This window comes from Photobacterium pectinilyticum, assembly GCF_024357955.1.
GTDB lineage: Bacteria > Pseudomonadota > Gammaproteobacteria > Enterobacterales > Vibrionaceae > Photobacterium > Photobacterium pectinilyticum.
Genome location: NZ_JANEYT010000011.1, coordinates 17432 through 40019 on the forward strand (window position 1 = coordinate 17432; position 22588 = coordinate 40019).

The following is a 22588-nucleotide window of genomic DNA, read 5'->3' on the forward strand; positions in this document are numbered from 1 at the left end:
TTGATAGGGAGTATCGAATGCGTTATATCATTGTTGGCCTTTTAGGGGTTTTGGCTACCGGTTGCGGTAACAAATACAATAGCTTTTCTGAAGATGTCGTCGATAGGAAAAGTCACTGGAGTGTTCCGAAGGCGCGTCAGGGCGCGCTGACGGAACAAGAAATGGATATGGCTCGAATCGCCTGGAAGTATTTTGAAAATAACTACCAGGAACCAACCGGGCTTGTTAATGCGGTAAACAATTACCCCTCAGTAACATGGTGGGATTCAGCGTCTTATATGGCGGGTATGGTAAGTGCGTATGAGTTAGGGATCATTGAAAAAGAAGAATTTAACCGGCGCCTTATTCGTATATTGACAACCTTGAACACGCTAGACCTGTTCATGAATGAGTTACCAAATAAGGCTTACAACACCCAAACTGCGGCTAAGGTGGATTACGGTAACCAACCTGGTGAGATTGGCTATTCAGCCCTCGACTTAGGTCGTTTATTGATTTGGCTACACATTATCAAGCACCGTTACCCTGAGTATGCGACCAGTATTGATTCTGCCATTTTGCGTTGGAACTTCTGTAACGTTGTTGATGAAAACGGCACTATGTTTGGCGCTTTGCTGGAGAAAGACAAGCCTGTGCAGTACCTGCAAGAAGGCCGGTTGGGTTATGAAGAATATGCAGCTAAAGGCTTCCAGTTATGGGGGTTTGATACCACCCAAGCTTCGATGGCTGAACCGTATAGTACGATTAACCTCTATGGCTATGATGTCCCTTACGATACCCGTGATCCGCGTAAGCTAAAAGCCCACAGCTATGTGGTAACGGAAAGCTATGTATTGGATGGTATCGAGTTAGGTTGGGATTTGGTCGAAGACCGTTCTGGCCATGACTATAACTATTCTAATGACTGGATTGCGGAATTCGCCTTACAGATTTATCGCGTTCAAGAAGAGCGTTATAAGCAAACGGGTATTATCACTGCACGTACTGAACATCAGTTGGCTGGACCTCCGTATTTTGTCTATGACACCATTTATACCGATGGATTTGCGTGGAATACCATTTCGGAGGCCGGTGAATATCTGCCTCAATATTCCGCTGTCGCTATTAAAGGTGCGATAGGGATGTGGGTGTTGTGGGATACCGAGTACACCGATTTGCTGTTTGATCATATTGCACATCTATATGATCGGGAAAAGGGCTTTTATGAAGGGATCTTTGAGAATGGTACTGGCTTGATTAATACCTTCACCTCGAATAATAACGGTATCACCCTCGAGATCCTTCTCTACAAACAAGAAGGAAAGCTGCTGAAGTATAAAGACAATGTTGCACCAAGCCTGTGGGAAAAAGCGCTTGAATCACCGTTTGGCTATGAAGGGCAGTGCTTGCCACGTAAAGGGGCTTTTAATAGCAAGCTCTAACTGCCTTTGAAAGGAAATAGATGTTGAGAAATATGGTGATTGCGGTCTCTTTGTTCTGCCTTACTTCTTGTGGGGTGGTGTACCAAGGAGTTCAAAGTGGGATGACTTCGGTTAATGAGTCGCAGATGCTGCGTCAGGGCCGTTACGGCTCGTTAACCGAGCAAGAACTTGAATGGGCGCAAATTGCTTGGACTTATGTTGAAAACAACACCAACCTCACTACCGGGTTGGTGAATGCGCTCGATAACTACCCAACGACTAACCTTTCGAATTTGGCCGACTACCTTATCGCCTTGATAGCTGCACGGGAATTTGGGTTTATCACCAGCAAGGAGCACGATGAGCGATTAACATTAGTGCTCTCGTTTCTTAATGAAATGCCTTTGGGGCTGACTGGTGTGCCGAATAAGGTCTATAGCACCAGTACCAGAATGATGGTTGATTATGCTAATCAGCCGGGTGAACTCGGCTGGTCCTCGATTGATATTGGTCGGTTACTTATCGCTCTGGCGATGGTCAAGCAGCGTAACCCTGAATTTTCTGAGTATGTAGATAAAGCGGTGCTGCGCTGGAACTTCTGTGAATTAGTGACCGAAGAGGGTGAACTGTATGGGGCGGCGATCAATGACGGTAATGTCCACCGCTATAAAGAAGGGCGGCTGGGTGTCGAAGAGTATACCGCCTATGGTTATCTTGATTGGCAAATCGTACCTGAAAAGGCAATGATGCTAGATCCGTACGAAGTGGTGACGATAAACGGTATCGACTTGTTGTTCGATGGCCGTGATCCTCGTGATTACGATGTGCTACGTCCGGTCTATAGTACACCGTACCTATTACTTGGTCTGGAATTTAACTGGGATGGTATTGACGATCGACGCTCATCCGACTCTGATCACACTAATGAGGTATTGGCGGCCATGGCAGATTCTGTCTACCGTATTCAGGAGTCTCGCTGGGACGTTGATCGTATCTATACTGCTCGGGGAGAGCATGTCGTCAGCGGCGAACCTTATTTTCTCTACGACGCTATCTATGCGTTGGGTACGCCGTGGATCTCGGTGGCGGAAGACGGCAGTGATCATGATGAAAAAGCGCTGGTGTCCACCCGAGTCGCTTTTCAAATGTGGGCTCTCTGGAAAACTGATTATACCGATCGCTTGTTGACTCTCGTGCGTGAGCTATATGATCCCGATCGTGGTTGGTATGAAGGACGCTATGAGCTGACAAGTAGTTATGAAAAGAGCATTTCATTGCAAACCAATGCAGGTGTACTCGAAGCATTGCTCTACAAAGCCAATGGCAAGTTGTATCAACCAAGAAAAGCCCGTGAATACCGTGATGTCCAGTTTGACTCTCGTTTTTACCACCCACAAAAATGCTTGGTGGAGACATTCAGATGAGAAAATTATATCGGTTTGTGATAGCTGTGAGTTTGTTTGTCCTATTGCCAATACAGGTTAACGCTGCTGCGGTTGATGTAGAGTTAAATTACTATTCCAAAGCGAGTCACTTGGTCAATTCTGGACGTTATCAGCAAGCTTCAAAGCAGTGGCACCGGTTAACGATTTTGTTTTTGAGTTCAGAAGCCAAACTTGGGCGAAAGAAAATGTGGCAATATGCAGGCCTTTCTGAGGCGCTGGCTGCCATTTCTGCCGATATGGCCAACGATGCTATGGCTTATCAATATTGGGCTGATAGTACCCGATACTTGATGACAGGAGGCACTAACTGGAAACAGATGAAGAAGAAACTTCATCGGCGCTACGAGCATGCCAACACCTTGCTTTCCACCCAGCTTCAAGTTGCTGATTTGGCCGCAAGTATTGATAGCGAGTGGGAAAATGAGCTGGCAGTGTTACAAACGTGGGATGAGAAACTGTCAATATTCCGCTTTGAAAGCCCGAAGCTGGGGTTAGCCGATAGGCAAGAGAAGGTTGCAAGTAACCAGCCATTGAACACCCGACCTACAGTGATCCCGGCTTATCAACCCCCGCAGGGAGGAAAGAAGTTAAGTGGGTTGAACACCTCTTACAGTAAAGAGCAGCATGTTCTGCCAACAGGAGAGCAAAACGTGGTGCCCACTAAGAATGCGTCTTCCTTAGAGGGTGACTCTGAAGAAACCGTTTCCCAAGCGATAGGGGCTGACTCAAGCAGTAGGACGATTCAACCGTCTGCGGAGTCATCGGTAAGCCGTCATTTAGTTGTCTCGGGTGCTGAAGTTAAGCTGGATACTGCGCCGGTGATGAGTAAAGGGATAGATATATCAGGGGCAAGCTCAGTAAAAGTGACGCAATCCCCTGATCCCCAAAAAACTCAAATGTTATCTGAGACAGTCCCTGTTACTGTGCCGCTCACTGAGCCTGTTATAGAAATAAAAGAACCTGAAGTCCCCCCACCTGTTGATGCCTCAGGTAGGGTGATCGTTACTCCTCTTGAAGCAATTGAGTACGAGGAGCAAGATTTAAAGCAAATGGCAACGCCGAACAAGCAGAGTCATAATCATCAGTTAGACATTAAGTCGGAACAAATGACTTTTCCCTCTGGACATTTTGAACAACCTGAAAAACACACGGTTGCCCCTTTGCAGCGTAGAAGTTTTGCTCCTATTTCTCAGTAAATATTTCCAGCATGACGCACACTAAAACAGGTTTGCGTGGTTATACCAACCTGTCGTTTGAAGCTATAGGAGCATAGGTACGAGTAAATGTTCACTTTGTGATATATAGCACCTCAAACCCATGCCTTTAATGCAATTGATTGCGTAAAAAATTTGTCATTGTTATTTCCGTTACTAAGCTTTATTTAAGCCCTGTTGTCGTTGTGGGTGAGTACTTAAGGAGTAACTAAGAGGGTTTAGCAATGACAGCATCAGATAAAATTGTTCAACAAGCTTTTAATGGCGCCAGTGATTTTTTTGATTTAACGGAAAAGCAGCATCAAAAGCGATTATTACAACTGGCCAACACCTTATATTGTTTAACGGATATTTCCACGACGTATTATCAGCAGCTGGCATCTTCAGACAATTGCCCTCTTGAGTTTCGCCTAGCCGTTAAATTAGTTGAGTCCAAACGTTATGTTCTCAAATTAAAACGGCCATTAATGGTTGCTGTCGTTTTCGCCATGTGGGGAGAGCATAACCGGTTAAATGAAAAAACATCGCTGAATCCGAATGGTGAAGATTCGCTACGGATGAAAATTGACCAGTTAAATTGGATCGTTCAAGGATCTGTTGTGGACTGGCATTTGTATCCGGTTGACGATGGTTGCCCACATAATAGTGCGGGTATTGCAGAGCATATTCTCGAAAATCATCCGGATAAAGAGAAAGTTTCAGTGTTGCGCCTTGCTGATGCATTACCTGTGTCTTCTGGACCATTGAAGAACTTGGCATCGGCGGATGACTCTCGTAAAGGTGGGGCAATTATTTTGGGTTGTCAGCAAGCGATGGCCGACAGAGCAGACTGTGTTATGTATACCGATGCGGATAATTCGGTGCATTTAGGCCAGTTGGGCTTATTGCTTAAACCTTACGTCTCGGAAAACGCTAAAGTCGTCTTGGGTAACCGCAAGCATCCAGATTCAATTTTAGTGAAGCAAGAAGAGCGATGGGGGGTTGGCATTAAAACATTACGTCACATGCAGAGAATGATTGGCCGGGCAATTTTCAGTAATAACATTAAAGATACCCAGGCGGCATTTAAGTTATATGATCGTGATGTCATTAGATATATTCTCGCTAAGCCGTCGGTCTATGATTTTTCATTTGATACTGATTGGATCTTTGCTGCAATGAAGGGTGAATATCCGTTGCTAACAGTACCATTTGCCTTTATTGATTCTGATGCGGAATCAGCATCAATAACACAGGGGCCAATGACGACTTGGTATACTTTATTGAGTGGTTTGGCGATCGCTGCAAAGGCGAGAGATATCGATCATAACCATGAGATGGTTAGGATTTTTGAGGACCATATCCATAGCCATGAAGATCTTGAGCTAATTATTGATATCTTACCTGAGCAACTTAAGGATATTGAAGAGGTGGATATCGGTGATCCACTGATTTTTGCCCCGCGTGAAATCGAACATTGGTTGGTCGAACAGAAGCAGGCCGCTCTGGAAAGTATTTCTTAACTCAATATCACAGGGTAATTATCAATCCGGTGTACTAGAAAAGCCCAAACTGTGCGTTAGCTGGTTTGGGCTTTATCATTGGTCAATGATACCAACCTACATAAATATTTGATCAACTACTTATCCAGATTGGTATTAGACTGCTGCCTCATCGACAAGATAGAGAATTGATTGGTACGGAATACCGCTATGGTGTGACAAGCCGATCTCACATGTCCGGCTGTTGCTGAACCCCCGGGTGCAGCCTGGCGGTACTTGCTGTTTGAGCGGCGCAACGGCGGCTTGATTAAGTTCAGGGGTCGTAAATCCTTTGTCACCCGCCCAGCCACAGCACTGGATATGTTCTGGCAGGATGACATCTTCAGCGCAAGCTTTTGCCAGAGAGAGCATATCGGATTCTAGCCCCATTCGGCGTGAACTACAGGTTACGTGCAGCATGACGGTTTCTTGAACAGGCGATAGAGTGAGGTGTGGCAGCAAGTGGTGTGACACAAAGCCAACCGGTTCGAGTATGTTCAATGGTTTGCTGACATTTTCAATGCTGCGTTTGGCACAAGGGCTAGTATCCATTAACACCGGATATGTGCCTTGCTCGCTGGCCTGCCACAGCAAGCCTTCTAACTCTTGTGCTTTTTGTGTGGCAATATCATTCATGCCTTTGCTGTTATAGGGCATACCGCAACATTGGCTATTGAGTTTTTCTGGGATGATCACCTCGAAGCCTGCTTTTTTCAGTAAGGACAGCGTCACTTCTGTTAACGGACGTTGATCTTTGGCTGAATCCTGCTGTCCCATGGTGCGACTGGCACAAGAGGGGACGTAGACAACCTTTTTCGTCGAAGCTATCGGTGGCTGGTTGTTATCTGAATTTCCAGTAGCCAGTACTGTAGTACCTATTTTATGTGGGTTTGATGTGGGGATCTCTGGCATCCAAATTGGTGTTGCGCCACCGGTGATTTTACGTAGGCTATCGGTAATCGTTGCTACTACTTTGTCTCCGACGATCTTGCGGGCAATTTGATTGCTCTTAAGGCCAGCCTTGACCATGTTAGTCGTGGCGCCAAAGTGATCGGCAGTCCAGCGGGCGATAGGGGTAAAGCGTTGGTATTTTTCGATACGGAGTTTCTTAATAAGCTCGCCAGTATTGATCCCTACAGGACAACGGTCGGCACAAAGCCCAGTTGCCGCACAGGTATCTATGCCTTGATACTCAAACACAGTCTTCAATTCGTCAACCGGTGGTCGTTGGCTGTTACCAGCCAGATATTGACGTTCGCGATATTGCAACTCGCGGTATAATACGATTCGCTGACGCGGAGAGAGGGTGAGTGTCCGAGACGGGCAGACCGGTTCACAAAACCCACATTCTATACAGCGATCAACGATTTCATCAGCCGCTGGCATTGGTTTGAGGTTAGAAACATGCGCCCGCTCATCATCATTGATGATCACCCCTGGGTTCAATAGCCTTTCAGGGTCGAACAGGGTTTTGATTTGCTTCATCAAGGTATAGCCGTCGTTGCCCCATTCCAGTTCAACATATGGAGCCATGTTACGGCCCGTGCCGTGCTCCGCTTTGAGCGATCCTTGATATTTGACCGCCACTAGCTCGGCGACGTCATCCATAAAGCTGCCGTAACGATTGATTTCTGATTGCTCATCAAACCCTTGGGTGAAAACGAAATGCAGATTTCCTTCCAGAGCATGGCCGAAAATAATTGCTTCGTTGTAATGGTACTTATCGAACAGTTGTTGCAGCTCTCTAACGCCCATTGCAAGGTGCTCAACAGGAAACGCGACATCTTCAATGATCACCGTGGTACCGGTTTCCCGGACAGCACCGACAGCAGGAAACATACCTTTGCGGATAGCCCATAGACTCGCAACGGTATTGGCGTCAGTGGTAAATGGCGTGGAGTGGGTAACGGTAAAGTCAGCCAACGATGCCATAACCTCAAGGCACTGTTGTTCAAGTTGGTGGCTGCAACTGGAGCGGGTTTCAACGAGCAGTGCAGCCGATTCAAGATCAAGAGCTTGAATATAATCAGGCATTCCCGGCTTATCGGCGACAGAACGCAACGCTCGGCCATCCATCATTTCGACAGCTGACACATTTGTTTTGGCAATTATCGAGACCACCTGACTGGCCGTTTCGATATCTTGGAAAACCAAAAGGGCAGAGGCTTTATGCGGATGTTCGATAACAGTGTTATAAGTAATATCGGCAATAAAGCCCAAGGTACCTTCAGACCCAATCATCAGACGTTCAATGACATCTACTGGGTCGTGATAGTCAACCAGAGCGTTGAGAGCGTAACCTGTGGTATTTTTTAGCCGATACTTGTGACGGATTTTTTCGGACAATTTGGTGTTGCGCTGGGTTGCCTGTATAAGCTCAGTTAAGCCACTAATCAGATCTGGCCGGTTGACTTTGAATGCGCTAATACTCTCTTCGCTGCCCGTATCGAGCACAGTACCGTCAGTAAAGACAATGGTCATGCTATCGACGGTTTGATAGGAATTTTGCGCGGTACCGCAGCACATGCCGCTGGCATTATTGGCTGCGATACCGCCGATCTTACAGGTGTTGATTGACGCTGGATCTGGGCCTATTTTCCGTTGGTACGGGCCAAGGTAGCGATTGGCATCAGCACCAATAACGCCGGGCTGCAAGCGGATTTTTTTTCCTTGATCAAGAACAGTGTGTCCGCGCCAGTCATCTGTCAGGGTGATGAGCACAGAATCAGATATGGCTTGGCCTGATAAGCTGGTTCCTGCTGCGCGAAACGTGAAAGGCACATCCAATTGACGGCAAGTTTGAATGGTGAAAATGACTTCATCTAAATGATTCAGGCGCAGAATGAGCTCAGGGATCAGGCGGTAGAAACTCGCATCGGTGCCATAAGCAAGGCGCTTGGCTTCTTCTGTGATGATCCGCTCTTTATCGATCTTGGTCGCGAGTAGGGCTTCTAGCTGTTGATATCTGTTTTCCATTGCCAATCCTACATCAGTCAGTGGTACTGAATGGTTTAATGCTTTGTTTATATTACTGTTACCAATCACTATTGTTGGAATGTTAGGTTGGGATTGAGAGTTAGCGCTATAAATTATTTTATTCGTTGTACTTGCTGTGTGTGCATTTGATAACCGTTTTGTTAACCTCATTGAAGACGTTTAAGGTTTGGTGAGCCGTACTGGGTATCTATGTTGTCTATCCCTATACTCGCTAACTTTCGCAAAAAATTAAGCTGCTGATTGAGCACGTCAGAGCCCGCTACCTTGCTATTAAGCATGTCTTCTAGCAGGCTACTTGCTTTGTAAGGAGGTGAGTTTAGTCAAATAAGATGCTGGTATAATCTGCCAATTGCTCTTCAGAGAATCGGTCGACAAAACAAGCTTTTTGTTCAGAGTCGCAATACACCTTATTGCTGAACGAATAGCGGGTGGTGTCGAAGTTATTGCTACCCACTCTGTTGATCAATTCCATCATGTTGTCTTGAGCTTGCTGGCCCAAGAATTCTTTGGTAAAGCCCATCGAAATCCCGTAACTATCGACACAGAACCCTGCTTGTCGATCGCAAAGCACGCCTTTATCTGGGGAGAAGAGCGGCTCGTGCATGGTGTGTTGTGCCCCAAACGATGACGGGCTAGCGAACAATAAACTGAGTGAAAGCAGAAGTGGTTTCATGACGGGCACCTTGCCGTAATGGGTTTCAACTAGTATTGCTCAGAAGCGACCAATACCCAAGTTGCAGTTTGTATTCCCAAATAGTTTATTTTTATTACAAAGCCATACAGATTTCTTGGTCATATTTTTGCGATGGTTGGCAGAAAGTTGCTTTTTAACACAATATTATATTCTAAAACTGTTTCTACTAAGGTCAGCTATGAATTGGTATATCCACGTATTGAAAAAATATGCCGTATTTAAAGGTCGGGCGAGACGCCAAGAGTATTGGTATTTCTTCTTGTTTAACATCATTATCAGTATCGCTTTGTCGATGATTGATTCGGCCTTGGGTAACCCCGGTGCAGGAGAAGGTGCTGGGATTATCGGTACGATTTACTCCCTTGCTATACTTATCCCGAGTATCGCGGTTGGTGTGCGACGTCTGCATGATACTGGCCGTACCGGCTGGTGGATGTTGATTGGTTTGATCCCGTTAATCGGTGTCTTAGTACTGCTGTATTTCTTTGTGCTGGATAGCCAACCAGCGGTTAACGAATATGGCCCTAACCCGAAAGATCCCTCTTCGATAAACCTTTCGATGTAAATTTGATGTGGTAGCCGGGTAAGGTTTCAGGCTGCCACAATCTTATGGGACTGTATTATTTTTAAGAACTGATACAGGTTTCTTGCATCTGAAATACAGGGTATTTAAGACTAAAGCCAATTCATTTAATAGTTTAGGCCGTTATGGCTTTTAAACGACATTCCGAAGTAATCCTCTAACTATTCTACAATTAAACCCGACATTTAGTGATTTTGTCTGGATTACATGTGTTTTCCAGGTGGTGGTAAATCTCTTACAACATATTGGTTGGCTATAAATTTAAGTGATACCACAGCGTTACGTGGAGTAGCATGATGAGAATGAATAAGATAGCACTCTCGGTGTTGGCGGTTTGTGTTGGGTTCTCTGCGGGGAGCTTAGCGTCAGGAAAATATGATGATGATGACGATGATGATAAGTATTACTCGTCGTATTCAGATTCAAAATATGATGACCATGATGATTCCTCGTCCTATTCAAGTAAAGGGGATGATGATTCATACTCGAAAAGTGATAGCCATAGTTATACATCAAGCTATCAGTCAAACAGCGGAGGAGGTCACTCTGGTGGTGGCTATTCCAGTGGTGGTGGCCATTCCAGTGGTGGTGGTTATTCCAGTGGTGGTGGTTATTCCAGTGGTGGTGGTTATTCCAGTGGCGATGGCTATTCTAATAATGATGACTCGGGTGACTACAAAGACGATGATGCTAAAAAGCGACTGGCTTTAAATCTAGTAGGCACAGGAGAGAAGTACACAACAACGGTTCCGCCTCTAGAAAAATATGGGCCACCATTGGATGCGGAATGTTTTGATGTTGAGTTGAAGAATATCCACGATGGAGAACACATTGGTTGGGCGACAGATTGTTTATCGCCAATTGATGGATCTCCTGAAACAGGGCTTCAATTAATCGGAACCACGTTTTTTTATCTACCTGATGGACTGCTAGTGATCAGGGGGGATACCACGGTCCAGCCAGTGCTGACACCGATAGTGACATCCAAAGGTCAATCTATTTCCCATATTACCGGTGCTTCTAGCGATGAAAATGCGGTAATCAAGGGTTCCGGTGAATATCAGTGGCACAAAGGTACTGCCCGCCTTTCAGGTATGGTTGACCTATCAAACTTTGACGGCTCGGAAGGCTCGCCAATCTTTTTTGACTGCTTGTTTATCATTGAACTAGAAGAGTATCAGCCGAAGTTTAACTCTTGGTATGATAGATATCGCTATCGCTATGAACATAATAGTTATTATGAAGAACATCAGAGTGATAACTATTATGGTAAAGATGATGATAGCGGTCATGATGACTCTTATAACAGCTATGGCTCAGGTGATGGCTATGATTCTGATGATAGCGATGAGAAGAGCGATAAAGGTAACAATGGTAATCAATATGGCAAAGATCGTTATGACAACAACAGCGGTCGAGGAAATAAATCCTATTAAGTCATAGCATTGATTATCGAAAGCAGTGAAGCCTGAAATTACCTTCAGGCTTCACTGTTATAATACCTCTATTTCGTAGAAGTATTCGTCACTATTTTTGAGCAAACGTGTAGGTGCGGTATCCACCCATTACGTTGCGAGCTTTGAATCCATTATTGACCAACTGGCGGTATGCGACATTGCCCCGTAGGCCAACAGCACAATAGATAATGATTTCTTTGTCTTTCGGTAGTTCCGTCATACGCTGACGAAGTTGATCGACAGGGATATTCACTGCCCCTTTCAAATAACCTGCATTCTTGAGCTCACCTGGATTGCGAACATCGAGCAACAGTTGGTTCTCAGTAAGGGCATCAATTTCATCGTAGTGGATCGGTGTTGCATCACCTTTAATGATGTTGTTAGCGACAAATGCTGCTTGGTTAATCACATCTTTGGCACTGCCATAAGGTGGCGCATAGGTAAGTTCAATGTGCTGTAACTGTTCTACGGTCATGCCTGCACGCTGGGCAACCGCCAGCACATCGATACGTTTATCTACGCCGTCTTTACCTACAGCCTGTGCGCCAAAAATCTTGCCAGTACTTGGCGCAAACAATAATTTCAGTGAAACAGTTTCAGCGCCCGGGTAGTAGCTGGCGTGGCTTGCCGTATGTACATAGACCTTCTCGTACTCGATAGCCTCGTGCTTTAGCTGTTTCTCGTTCTTACCTGTCGACGCAACGGCAAGATCGAAGACTTTGCAAATCGCAGTCCCCTGAGTACCTTGATAGGTTTCGTTGCGGCCAAGCATATTGTCTGCCGCCATGCGCCCCTGACGGTTGGCTGGGCCAGCTAGTGGCACCAAGGCTTGATTACCGGTGACAAAATCAGTTTCTTCTACGGCATCTCCGACCGCGTAAATTGACGGGTCACTGGTCTGCATGCTTGCGTTGGTGTAGATGCCGCCAAGTTCACCAATCTGTAGGCCGGCCTCTGCAGCCAGGGTTGTTTCAGGGCGGACGCCGATGGCCATAATCAGGATATCAGTGTTCAACGTATCGCCATTATTAAGGCTGAGGCTAAGTTCACCGCATAGGTGTTGGTGCTCAGTACTCTCGCCTGCATCTTCGTTTGCAATCGAGGTACTAGGGCGGTATTCAACAGATTCGAGTGCAACCCCCAATCGAAGATCAACGCCCTTGTCTCGGATTTCCTGGTGGACAAAACCGGCCATCTCACGATCAACAGGTGTCATGACTTGTTCCGCCATTTCAACCAGTGTGGTTTTGATCCCTAGCTGGTGGAAGGCTTCCATCATTTCAAGGCCAATAAAGCCACCGCCGACAACCGTCGCATGTTCAGGCTTGTTCATTTCGATCGTTTTAAGGATCTTATCCATGTCAGGAATGTTGCGCAAAGAGTGCGTCAGCGGATTATCTATGCCCTGAATGGGGGGAATGATAGGTGCAGCTCCTGGGCTTAATAGGAGGAAATCATACGTTTCGTTATATTCTGAGCCATCGAGCAGATTCTTTACCGTAACGCTTTTTGCTTTACGATCAATGGCGACCACTTCATTCATTACCCTGACATCGACATTGAAGCGGGCAAGGAAGCTTTCTGGTGTTTGTAGTAACAGCTTACTACGGTCTGTAATGTCACCACCAATATGATAGGGCAGGCCACAGTTGGCAAAAGAGACAAATTCGCCTCGTTCAAACATGATGATTTCAGCATCTTCACTTAATCGGCGAGCTCGCGCGGCAGCGGATGCTCCGCCAGCGACACCACCTACAATCAAAATTTTGGTCATTGCATTCTCCGTCTGCCCCAAGATTAGGGAGCTACAGTATCTCTATTCATGATGGCTTCCAATATAAACAATTAAATTAGTAATTGCTAATTTAATTTATCCTAAATTAGTGTTGACTGAATTCTATACTTTAGTATTCTCTAATTAAATTACGAAAGTGAATTGCTAGGAGAAGATATGGCACTTGAAATCCCATGGGATGCACTGGCGGGAGGAGTGTTGCTTGGGGTATCTGCCTCAGTGCTGCTACTACTGAATGGCCGGATCGCAGGCATCAGCGGTATTGTCTCGGGGCTATTGGCTCCTAAAAAAGGGGAGGTGTCGTGGCGGTTATTGTTCATTATTGGCATGCTGGTCAGCGGCTTGTTGGCACCAGCATTAGGGTTTTCTTTGCCTGAAACCTTACCAGTATCTTCTTTCCTGTGGGTCGGGATAGCGGGGTTATTGGTTGGCGTCGGTACTAAAATCGGAAACGGTTGTACCAGTGGCCATGGTATCTGCGGGATGGGACGGTTATCCAAACGTTCAATTGTCGCTACCTGTATCTTCATGGGCGTGGCGGTAGCTACTGTCTTTGTTCGTTTACATGTACTGTAACAGGAGCCCAAAGATGAAAGGGTTATCGCAACTTGTAGCATTACTTACAGGGCTACTGTTTGGCTTGGGGATGATGATATCTGGTATGGTCGATCCCCATCGTGTGCTGGGCTTTTTAGACATTGCTGGCGCTTGGGATCCGAGTTTGATGTTTGTGATGGGGGGCGCACTCGCTGTATTTCTTCCGGTATATCTATTGGTGATAAAAAAACGTTCAGCTCCGGTATGTGCTGAGACGTTTGAGGTCTCAAACAACAAAGTGATTGATAAAAAGCTTGTCGGTGGCGCGGTACTGTTTGGCTTAGGCTGGGGGATTGCGGGTATTTGCCCTGGTCCAGCAGTGACTTCGACCTTTGGGCTTAACCCATCGATGTTAGTTTTTATTGTGATGATGCTGATTGGGATGGGGGCTGGTGCTGCTCTGGTCAAACGCCAATGAGGACAAGGTCGGACACGGAATAAAGGAAGGGCGCCTATAAGTGCCCTTTTTTGACTGGTTGAATTACTCTTGATTGAACCATTGCAAGGTTTCACTCAGTGACGCCACACTGCCAATAACAATTAATGCGGGACTAACAGCGCCTTCTGCCAGTTCAGGTAAGGTTGCAAGTGTACCGGTAAGCACGCGTTGGTCATGGCGTGTGCCGTTTTCAATAATGGCACAAGGTGTTTCAGCGGCAAGGCCATGGGTGATCAGCTTGTCGCAAATATGGCCACTCTGTTTCAAACCCATATAGAAGACGAGGGTGTTGTTGGACTGTGCCAGTGACCCCCACTCGATTTCGCGACCGTCTTTCTGGACATGGCCTGTGATGAACTGGACACTTTGAGCGTGGTCTCGATGGGTCAGCGGGATGCCCGCATAGGCGGTAGCGCCTGCTGCAGCAGTGATCCCCGGTACCACCTCATATTTGATACCAAATTTGGCTAACTCTTCGAGTTCTTCACCACCACGGCCAAAGATGAATGAGTCACCACCTTTCAGGCGAACAACACGCTTACCTTCTTGCGCTTTTTGAACCAAAATCTGGTTGATTTGATCTTGTGGGACGCAATGGAAATCGAGTTTTTTACCGACGTAAATCATCTCTGCTGATGCATCTGCCAGTGCAAGGATATCTTTTGAAACCAGACGGTCGTACACCACGACGTCTGCAGCTTGGATAACCTTTAGGCCCTTTACTGTCAGTAGATCTGGATCACCCGGTCCGGCACCGACAAGGGAGACAAAGCCGCTGTTTGGTAGTGCGTGGTTGGTGGTCATAAGCAACGCCTTTTAAAAATTTGGATATAAAAAGTAGCACTCGTCCGGCTAATTTCACCCTAAGGAGTTATTACTTTTTATAGCCAAAACAATAGAATAGATTTATTGATACATTAGCTTTGTGGTTAAGTGTTGGCCCCGAGTATTCACCCGGGACCAAATGAAATGCTTACTTCGCGCTTAATGCCGGCTTTGCATTAACCGCTGAATCATTTTCTATGTTAATCGCTGGTGCTGTTTTAGCGTGAGTCAGGTATAGCGGAACACACGTAAACAGCAGGCCACCGACTAGGTTGCCCAGGATGGTTGGGATAAGGTTGAAGTTCAACCAAGTCGCAATACCAAAATCAGCGCCTAGCATCATGCCCAGTGGGAACAGGAACATGTTTACCACTGCGTGCTCAAATACTAATGCGAAGAAAATAAAGATAGGTAGCCACATTGCTGCAATTTTACCTGCTACGGTACGGGCTGTCATGTTGCCAATTACACCCAAGCAAACCATTAGGTTACAAAGAATGCCGCGAACAAAACAGGTGATCCAGCCGTTTGCGCCGAGTTCTTCGAAGCCAACGGTACGTGCGGTTGCTGCTTTAATAAACGTTTGACCTACTGCACCAGGTTCAACACTGAAGTTCATGGTGAATGAGAGAGCGATAAGGAAAGCAACGATAAGTGAGCCTAGCAGGTTACCAAAGCCTACCAGTCCCCAACAACGCAGAACATGACGCCAAGTAATACCTTTACGGTTGTCGAATTTTGCCAGAGGGGCAAGACCGAACACGCCGGTAACTAGGTCATAGCCCATCAGGCTCAAAATACAGAAGCCAACAGGGAAGACTAGCGCGCCGACAATGCCAATGCCGGTTTGTGTAATCGCGGTGATCGCCACAACAACGGCTAGCGAGAGAATAATACCCGCCATTGTGCCACGTAATATCAAATCACGTGTAGAGGTGCGTATTTTTGCTTCGCCAGTATCAACCATTGTCTGAACGAATTCCATCGGTTTTGAATAGGACATCATGTCACTCCAAAAAGTTAAAATAAAAATTGAATAGTCAAAGGCTCACATTCCCATTCTGGGCTGGGAGCCTTTTAGCTATTAAATCTTTGGTGGCTTAACTATTTCTTGGGTTACGCCGCGATTTCAACCTTGCCGTTGGATACGCGCGCATTGAAGGTTTTAACGTTGAAACGTTCATCTTCCATGCACACACCGGTAGACAGGTTGAAGCGTTGTTTTTTTAGCGGACTAGCAACCCAAAGCGCATCTTGGTGCTGACAAATCAGACCGCGAGAGAGTACGTTCGAACGAGCAAACGGGTCCATATTGCTGATTGCGAACACTTCTTCGGCAACGCTCGGGCGGAAAACAGCAACTTGCTGGCCGTTGAATAGCGCACAAACGCCTGTCCCCGGGGTAATATCTTGGATATCGCAGATTAGCTCAAAAGCCATGATTAGTTCTCCAATTCAACGTGCAGGATATCGCCAACGGCATCAGGGTGTTTTTCGGTGAACGTCGCAGGCCGGTGCTGGTCACGCTCGGCAACAAATACCACGTTGTCATCACGAAGATCAGCGTTGATGAAATGGGCAAATCGCGTTAGCTGCGATTCGTCATTGATAGTGGCTGTCCACTCACATTCATACTCATCAACTAACTTGGCAACGTCCATTTCGAGCTGGGTGTTGATGCCAAGTTTGTCATCAACAATCACTTCTCGTAAGTAGTCCACACCACCTTCCATGTTGTCCATCCATACAGAGGTGCGCTGTAGTGGCGCAGCTGTGCGGATGTAAAACATCATGAAGCGGTCGATGTACTTGATGAGCGTTTCTTGGTCTAAGTCGCTGGCCAGTAGATCGGCGTGGCGAGGCTTCATACCACCGTTACCGCATACGTACATGTTCCAGCCAGCGTCGGTTGCGATAATGCCAAGATCTTTACCCTGAGCTTCAGCACATTCACGGGTACAGCCAGAGACACCAAACTTCATCTTGTGAGGAGTTCGGATCCCTTTGTAGCGGTTCTCAATGTAAGAGCCCAGACCGACAGAGTCTTGAACACCGTATCGACACCATGTCGAACCCACACAGGTTTTCGCCATACGCAGCGCTTTTGCGTAGGCTTGGCCTGTTTCGAAACCAGCGTCAATTAGCTTGCGCCAGATCACTGGAAGATCATCTTTCTGAGCACCAAATAGGCCGATACGCTGAGCTCCGGTTACCTTGGTGTACAGGTTATATTCTTCGGCAACCGCAGCAAGTGCACCAAGGGCTTGTGGAGTAACTTCACCACCGGCCATACGCGGAATAACCGAATAGGTACCGTCTTTTTGGATGTTACCAAGGAAGTTATCATTGGTATCGTGCAGCTTAACCAATTGAGGTTTGAGGATATGTTCACCCCAGCACGAAGCCAGAAGAGAGCCTGCTAGTGGTTTACAAACTTCACAGCCGTAGCCTTTACCGTATTTCTCTAGTAGCTCATCAAAGGTTTTGATTTCTTCGATGCGGATCAGATGGAAAAGCTCCTGGCGTGAATAGGCGAAGTGCTCACACACATCGTTTTTCACTTCGATACCTGATTTAGCCAATTCAGCATTGAGCACTGACGTGACCAACGGAATACAACCACCACAGCCAGTACCGGCACCGGTGACGGCTTTGATATCAGCTAAAGTATGGTTGCCGTCAGTGACAGCTTGGGCAATTTTTGCCTTGGTCACATCGAAGCAAGAACAGATCACGGCAGTATCAGGTAGCGAATCTGCACCTAACGCGGGTTTTTCAGCACCGGCGTGGGCAGGCAGGATCAATGTGTCCGGGTGTTCTGGCAGGTCGATTTCGTTGAGCATTAACTGAAGCAGGTCGCCATAGTCAGAGGTATCACCCACCATTACAGCACCGAGTAGCTTCTTGTTGTCCTCGGAGACAATGATGCGCTTGTAAACTTCTTGCTCTTCGTTCTGGTATACAAAGCTCTTACAGCCAGGCGTGCGACCATTGGCATCACCAATTGAGCCAACTTTTACCCCAAGCAGTTTCAGCTTGGCGCTCATATCAGCGCCTTCAAATTGGTTATCTTCACCAATAATATGCGAAACAGCGACCTGTGCCATTTTGTAACCTGGTGCAACTAGGCCATAGAACATTTCATTCCAAGAGGCACATTCACCAATAGCATAGATGTTGTTGTCTGACGTCTGGCAGGTGTTATTGATAGCGATACCGCCACGAGGAGCAACATCAAGCTCCATTTGACGAGCCAGCTTGTCTTGTGGACGGATACCTGCAGAAAAAACAATAAAATCAGTCTCTAGTTCAGTACCATCAGCAAAGCGCATCACATTACGAGCATTGGTACCTTCCGGAGCAATTTCCAGTGTGTTCTTGCTGGTATGGACATTTACACCCATACGCTCAATCTTCTGGCGAAGCTGATTACCACCAGCCATGTCTAGCTGTTCAGCCATTAGCTTTGGCGCGAACTCAACAACGTGGGTTTGTACACCTAATGCCTTTAGAGCACCAGCGGCTTCAAGGCCGAGTAGGCCACCACCGACTACAACACCGACGTTGCTATTTTTCGCAGATGCTTCAATTGCTTTGAGATCTTCAATAGTGCGGTAGACAAAGCAGTCTTTGCTTTCATTGCCTTTGATCGGTGGAACAAACGGGAAGGAGCCAGTAGCGAGGATTAACTTGTCGTATTGAACTTCACGCCCCGTGCTGGAGTGTACGATGCGTTTTTCTCGGTTGATATTAATGGCGCGTTCACCGAGGAGGATATTGATGGCGTGTTTTTGGTAGAAACCTTCTTTAACGAGCGAAAGTTCTTCAGCGGTATGGTGGGAAAAATACGATGACAAGTGAACCCGATCATAGGCGACACGAGGTTCTTCGCAAAATACCGTTACCTCGTAATTGTCCATATTGGCTTTATCGACTAATTCCTCGATAAAGCGATGGCCCACCATTCCGTTGCCGATGATGGCCAATCTCACTTTGCTCATACGATCCTCTATTACAAAGTCATAAATTCTGAATGGAATCTTAATGAGACAGTATGTGAATAAATATGACGTAAATCAATTACAGTTTTGAATAGCCCTAAAGGGGTAGTAATATATAAATCAATGATTTATATAATATAATATTGTATTACAAGAATAAATATGAAGAATTAAAACAATAAATATGAAGGAGATACTACTTATTTTGTGTTTATTTCGGTTAGCAATCGCATAACAAATGAGTACCACTATGTGTTTTGATAGTTAGGGAAAATAACAGTCAATTGCTTAATTTATCAGCGTACATCGAGATGTTGTGATATTTGTACTTGAATCTAAGTTTGGTTTTGGTACAAACAAGTAACGAAGAGGTTCCGGAGACAGGGATGACAACAGATAAATCGGTGGCCGAGAAATTACTGAGCCAAGACATTATGGATCAGGTGCAAAAACTAGGTGCCATTAATGTCCTCGAGGAGGTTTACAGTAAAGCTCGCTATGCACGTTTCACCCGTGTGAAATGGAGTGGTAACTTTTATGATGGCCTTCTTTTTGACGATGGCAGTACCATCAGCGTTTATCCCGCATCCTTTAACAAGCTCACGCTAATTGCGGCTAAATCAGGTGTCGCTGTGTCAGCATAAGTTGATAATTACCCCTTTGAAGTAATCTCAAAGGGGTTTTATTTACCCCAAACTCATCATTTCGTTTTTGGAATATAAGATTTCAGGTGTGAGTGTTGAAGTGCTTCTAATGACCATATAAGTTGCTAGCTGACCAAACAAAATTAGGGTAGTCAATGGACGGTTGCCTTTTTGATAGGGATTTATCGTTGTTGGAGTACGATTAATGAACCATAAAACTACGGGGATGATCCATCTGTCCTCTGCTGATACCTTGACGCACGCTTGTGCCTGCCATTCTTATCCCGCTATACCTTCCGAAAGCCTTCAGTTTTACGGCTATTTTGCCGCATTCCGATTTACTCACTAATTATCTATTGCTGCATTTTCATCTGCAGTGCATTGATAAATAGATTATTTAAACCTTTTCGTTGTCTGCCTTATCTATAGGCGGAGACACATTATTACGAGACAAAATTGTGAATGTAAAACTGCTTGGTAGCTCTCTCATTATTGCGGGTACGGCACTGGGGGCCGGTATGTTGGCTATTCCTATGGTATTGGCCCAGTTTGGCCTGCTATGGGGTACGTTGTTGATGCTAGTGATCTGGCTGGGTACGACGTATGCCGCACTGTTGTTGTTAGAAGCCAGTATTAAGGCCGGTGGTGGCCTTGGCATGAACACGATAGCCCGTAAAACCCTTGGAAAGGGGGGCCAGTTGGTGACTAACGGTCTGCTTTACGCGCTATTGGTTTGCCTACTGATGGCGTACATCATTGGGGCGGGTGACTTGGTTATGAAACTCTTATCCAGTATCGGCCTCAACCTGAGCCTAATGCAAAGCCAAATTGCCTTTACTCTTCTGGCGGGCGTAGTAGTTGCTGCGGGGACGGCAGTTATTGATAAACTAAACCGTGCATTATTTGCAGTGATGGTCGTCATGTTAGTGCTGACATTGCTTTCTTTGGTTCCTACCATTTCAATCGAAAATTTAATGGTTGCCACCAGTGATAGTAAAATAGATCTGATTAAAACCAGTTCGGTGTTGTTCACCAGCTTCGGGTTCATGGTAGTGATCCCATCGTTGGTGACATACAACAAAGAAGCCACACACCAGCAACTGCGGAATATGGTTGTGATTGGCTCTCTGGTCCCGCTGTTCAGTTACCTGCTGTGGCTATATGCAGCGATGGGTAACCTGAGTGCTGAGCAGATGGTCGATTTCAATAGTGTATCTGAGTTAATCGCTGTTTTGGGGTCAAACCACAGCATGATTAACTTTATCTTGTCAGTATTCACAGGGCTGGCATTGCTGACATCTTTCTTGGGTGTTGCGATGGCATTGTTTGACCAGAACGTTGATACATTCCGCCAAAACCGTGCTGTTACTTATGTAATGACTTTTATCTTACCACTTGGTGGTGCTTTGTTCGCTGCCGATCAATTCCTGTCAGTATTAGGATACGCAGGTATTATTTTGGTATTCCTTGCGGTGTTCATTCCAATGGCGATGACCATAAAGCTCCGCAAAGAAGACGACAGCGCGTTTGACGTTGATGCTTCCGGTGTGTTGTATCAAGCATCTGGTGGGCAATTGGCGATGGGTTTGAGCTTCCTGTTCGGGTGCTTCTTGCTCGCGGCGGAGTTGGTTTAATACCAATCTGGATAAGTAGTTGATCAAATATTGATGTAGGTTGGTATAAGCGCAGCGGATAACAATAGATAGACAGTACTAGAAGAGGGGCGTTTACTAAGTAAACGCCCTTTTTGTTTCTACCTGATTAATGCACAAGGCAAATAGGCTGGATCGGTAGGATGCGACCAAACAAAACTACCTGTTGAAGTTTTAGCGACCAAACAAAAACTTCTAACTGCTTTATGGAGTACTATTGGAAATAGATTAAAGCAGTGTTTTCCAATGGCATTGATAATACAAACTTTCGTGGTTGGCAGCTATATCTAGCCTTCATCCTGTTTATGCTGAAAAGACGGTTTATTGTAAACTTTAGTGTACACTTCAACAATGGTGTCTACAGGGGGTAACATGGCAAAAGAGCGTTATTGAAATAAGCAACTTGATGTTAAATGGGTGTATAAACGGGGTGGAGAGGAGGGAGATATGTCTGATAAAACTGAAACGCTTTGGGATAAGGCGAGCCGAGTTTCTGAACGCGCATTGGCTGCAGGTAGCTTGATGCCTATAGTCACGGATGCCCAGCTGATAGAAGAAGAAGGGGTTTCGTACTTTGCCCATGTTGTTACAGCCAATGCTACGGAAAAGTTTCGGGCAACCTCGACCCAAGGTAATCCGTTCTTACCCTATGAACAATCACTTTATGTTGATGAAGCCGGCCAACAGCATGTCTGCTTGTTGAACAAGTTTCCCGTCCTGTCTCCGCATTTGCTCATTTGTTCTAAAGCCTTTATCCCACAACAATCTTGTTTAACCCTGCATGATTTCCAAGCTTGGGTGACAGGTTTTGACCATCCCGATGTTTTTGGTTTTTATAACAGTGGCCCACAGGCAGGAGCGAGCCAAGCTCACCGACATATGCAGTTAGTTCGATCGCCGATACCGCTGGAGAAGGTTATCTCACAAGGGGAGCTGCCTTTTGTACATTGCCTCGCACTATTGCACACCCTGGATGCTGCGGAACTGTATAAACACTATCTATCAATGATGACGCAGTTAGGGCTGTTAGCTGATAACGTGGGTGGGGACTGTACCCCCTATAACCTCTTACTCACCGAGCGTTGGATGTTATTGTTTCCCCGAAGCACAAATAATATCGAAGGTATATTTGCCAATGGGCTCAACTATTCAGGACGTTTTCTGGTTAAGCAGGCTGAGCAATTAGAGTGGCTTCAGCAATATGGGCTAATGAACTACCTAGCCAACTGCAGCCTTTAGGCAAGTCACGCGGGGGCGGGGAGTGATGATTCTGTCTGATATTAAAGGTATAAAAAAACCCGATAGCCAAGCTATCGGGTTTTTAT

General features: G+C 46.0%; 18 protein-coding genes and 1 pseudogene. 12 read left to right on the forward strand and 7 right to left on the reverse strand.

Annotation, left to right across the window (positions count from 1 at the left end; all coding sequences use genetic code 11):
* The first annotated feature begins 17 nt into the window (after positions 1-17).
* The 4 genes from NHN17_RS06895 to NHN17_RS06910 all read left to right on the forward strand — a co-directional run bounded on the left by NHN17_RS06895 (position 18) and on the right by NHN17_RS06910 (position 5561).
* Complete coding sequence (locus NHN17_RS06895) at positions 18-1421, forward strand: DUF3131 domain-containing protein (protein ID WP_255041455.1); 1404 nt, start codon at positions 18-20, stop codon at positions 1419-1421.
* A 20-nt stretch (positions 1422-1441) separates the two neighbouring features.
* A complete protein-coding gene (locus NHN17_RS06900) occupies positions 1442-2824 on the forward strand; it encodes a DUF3131 domain-containing protein (protein WP_255041456.1) in 1383 nt (460 codons plus the stop codon).
* Complete coding sequence (locus tag NHN17_RS06905; RefSeq protein ID WP_255041457.1) at positions 2821-4041, forward strand: hypothetical protein; 1221 nt, start codon at positions 2821-2823, stop codon at positions 4039-4041. Before NHN17_RS06900 ends, NHN17_RS06905 begins: the two co-directional genes overlap by 4 nt.
* Positions 4042-4283: 242 nt before the next feature.
* Positions 4284-5561: a glycosyltransferase gene (locus tag NHN17_RS06910; RefSeq protein ID WP_255041458.1), complete on the forward strand. Its 1278-nt coding sequence runs from the start codon at positions 4284-4286 to the stop codon at positions 5559-5561.
* A gap of 135 nt (positions 5562-5696) precedes the next feature.
* Here the strand turns inward: NHN17_RS06910 and NHN17_RS06915 are convergent, their stop codons facing one another.
* On the reverse strand, positions 5697-8555 hold the full coding sequence (locus NHN17_RS06915; protein ID WP_255041459.1) for an FAD-binding and (Fe-S)-binding domain-containing protein: 2859 nt from the start codon (positions 8553-8555) through the stop codon (positions 5697-5699).
* A 200-nt stretch (positions 8556-8755) separates the two neighbouring features.
* Between NHN17_RS06915 and NHN17_RS26120 the strand changes: the two are divergent.
* Positions 8756-8863, forward strand: a pseudogene (locus NHN17_RS26120) (LysR family transcriptional regulator); the annotation flags it as partial.
* A 29-nt stretch (positions 8864-8892) separates the two neighbouring features.
* Here the strand turns inward: NHN17_RS26120 and NHN17_RS06925 are convergent.
* Positions 8893-9249 (reverse strand): YcgJ family protein, encoded by a 357-nt coding sequence (locus NHN17_RS06925; RefSeq protein WP_255041460.1) that lies wholly within the window; start codon positions 9247-9249, stop codon positions 8893-8895.
* A 199-nt stretch (positions 9250-9448) separates the two neighbouring features.
* On the opposite strand from NHN17_RS06925, the gene NHN17_RS06930 reads away from it, so the two are divergent.
* Both NHN17_RS06930 and NHN17_RS06935 read left to right on the forward strand, forming a co-directional pair.
* Positions 9449-9835: a DUF805 domain-containing protein gene (locus NHN17_RS06930; RefSeq protein WP_255041461.1), complete on the forward strand. Its 387-nt coding sequence runs from the start codon at positions 9449-9451 to the stop codon at positions 9833-9835.
* Between the two features lie 311 nt (positions 9836-10146).
* Positions 10147-11289 carry a hypothetical protein gene (locus NHN17_RS06935; protein ID WP_255041463.1) on the forward strand — a complete coding sequence of 381 codons (1143 nt, stop codon included), beginning with the start codon at positions 10147-10149 and terminating at the stop codon, positions 11287-11289.
* Between the two features lie 91 nt (positions 11290-11380).
* On the opposite strand, the gene NHN17_RS06940 is transcribed toward NHN17_RS06935, so the two are convergent.
* Positions 11381-13084, reverse strand: coding sequence for an FAD-dependent oxidoreductase (locus NHN17_RS06940; protein ID WP_255041464.1), 1704 nt, complete (start codon positions 13082-13084; stop codon positions 11381-11383).
* Positions 13085-13261: 177 nt separating this feature from the next.
* Here NHN17_RS06940 and NHN17_RS06945 point away from each other — a divergent pair, with 177 nt between their 5' ends.
* Positions 13262-13681, forward strand: coding sequence for a YeeE/YedE family protein (locus NHN17_RS06945; protein WP_255041465.1), 420 nt, complete (start codon positions 13262-13264; stop codon positions 13679-13681).
* Positions 13682-13694: 13 nt separating this feature from the next.
* A complete protein-coding gene (locus tag NHN17_RS06950; protein ID WP_255041466.1) occupies positions 13695-14120 on the forward strand; it encodes a DUF6691 family protein in 426 nt (141 codons plus the stop codon).
* 63 nt (positions 14121-14183) lie between these two features.
* Here the strand turns inward: NHN17_RS06950 and cobA are convergent, their stop codons facing one another.
* The 4 genes from cobA to nirB form a co-directional block, all read right to left on the reverse strand.
* Entirely contained in the window at positions 14184-14945 is a 762-nt protein-coding gene (gene cobA / locus NHN17_RS06955) for a uroporphyrinogen-III C-methyltransferase (protein WP_255041467.1), read from the reverse strand.
* Between the two features lie 169 nt (positions 14946-15114).
* Entirely contained in the window at positions 15115-15969 is an 855-nt protein-coding gene (locus tag NHN17_RS06960; RefSeq protein ID WP_255041556.1) for a formate/nitrite transporter family protein, read from the reverse strand.
* A gap of 113 nt (positions 15970-16082) precedes the next feature.
* The gene (nirD, locus tag NHN17_RS06965) at positions 16083-16406 is read right to left on the reverse strand and encodes a nitrite reductase small subunit NirD (protein WP_255041469.1); all 324 of its coding nucleotides are present in this window, start codon (positions 16404-16406) and stop codon (positions 16083-16085) included.
* A 2-nt stretch (positions 16407-16408) separates the two neighbouring features.
* Positions 16409-18967 (reverse strand): nitrite reductase large subunit NirB, encoded by a 2559-nt coding sequence (nirB, locus tag NHN17_RS06970; RefSeq protein WP_255041470.1) that lies wholly within the window; start codon positions 18965-18967, stop codon positions 16409-16411.
* 386 nt (positions 18968-19353) lie between these two features.
* Between nirB and NHN17_RS06975 the strand changes: the two genes are divergently transcribed.
* The 3 genes from NHN17_RS06975 (at position 19354) to NHN17_RS06985 (ending at position 22502) form a co-directional block, all read left to right on the forward strand.
* Positions 19354-19611 (forward strand): hypothetical protein, encoded by a 258-nt coding sequence (locus tag NHN17_RS06975; RefSeq protein WP_255041472.1) that lies wholly within the window; start codon positions 19354-19356, stop codon positions 19609-19611.
* A 458-nt stretch (positions 19612-20069) separates the two neighbouring features.
* A complete protein-coding gene (locus NHN17_RS06980) occupies positions 20070-21245 on the forward strand; it encodes an amino acid permease (protein ID WP_255041474.1) in 1176 nt (391 codons plus the stop codon).
* Positions 21246-21710: 465 nt separating this feature from the next.
* Positions 21711-22502 carry a DUF4922 domain-containing protein gene (locus NHN17_RS06985; RefSeq protein ID WP_255041475.1) on the forward strand — a complete coding sequence of 264 codons (792 nt, stop codon included), beginning with the start codon at positions 21711-21713 and terminating at the stop codon, positions 22500-22502.
* The last annotated feature ends 86 nt before the right edge of the window (positions 22503-22588 follow it).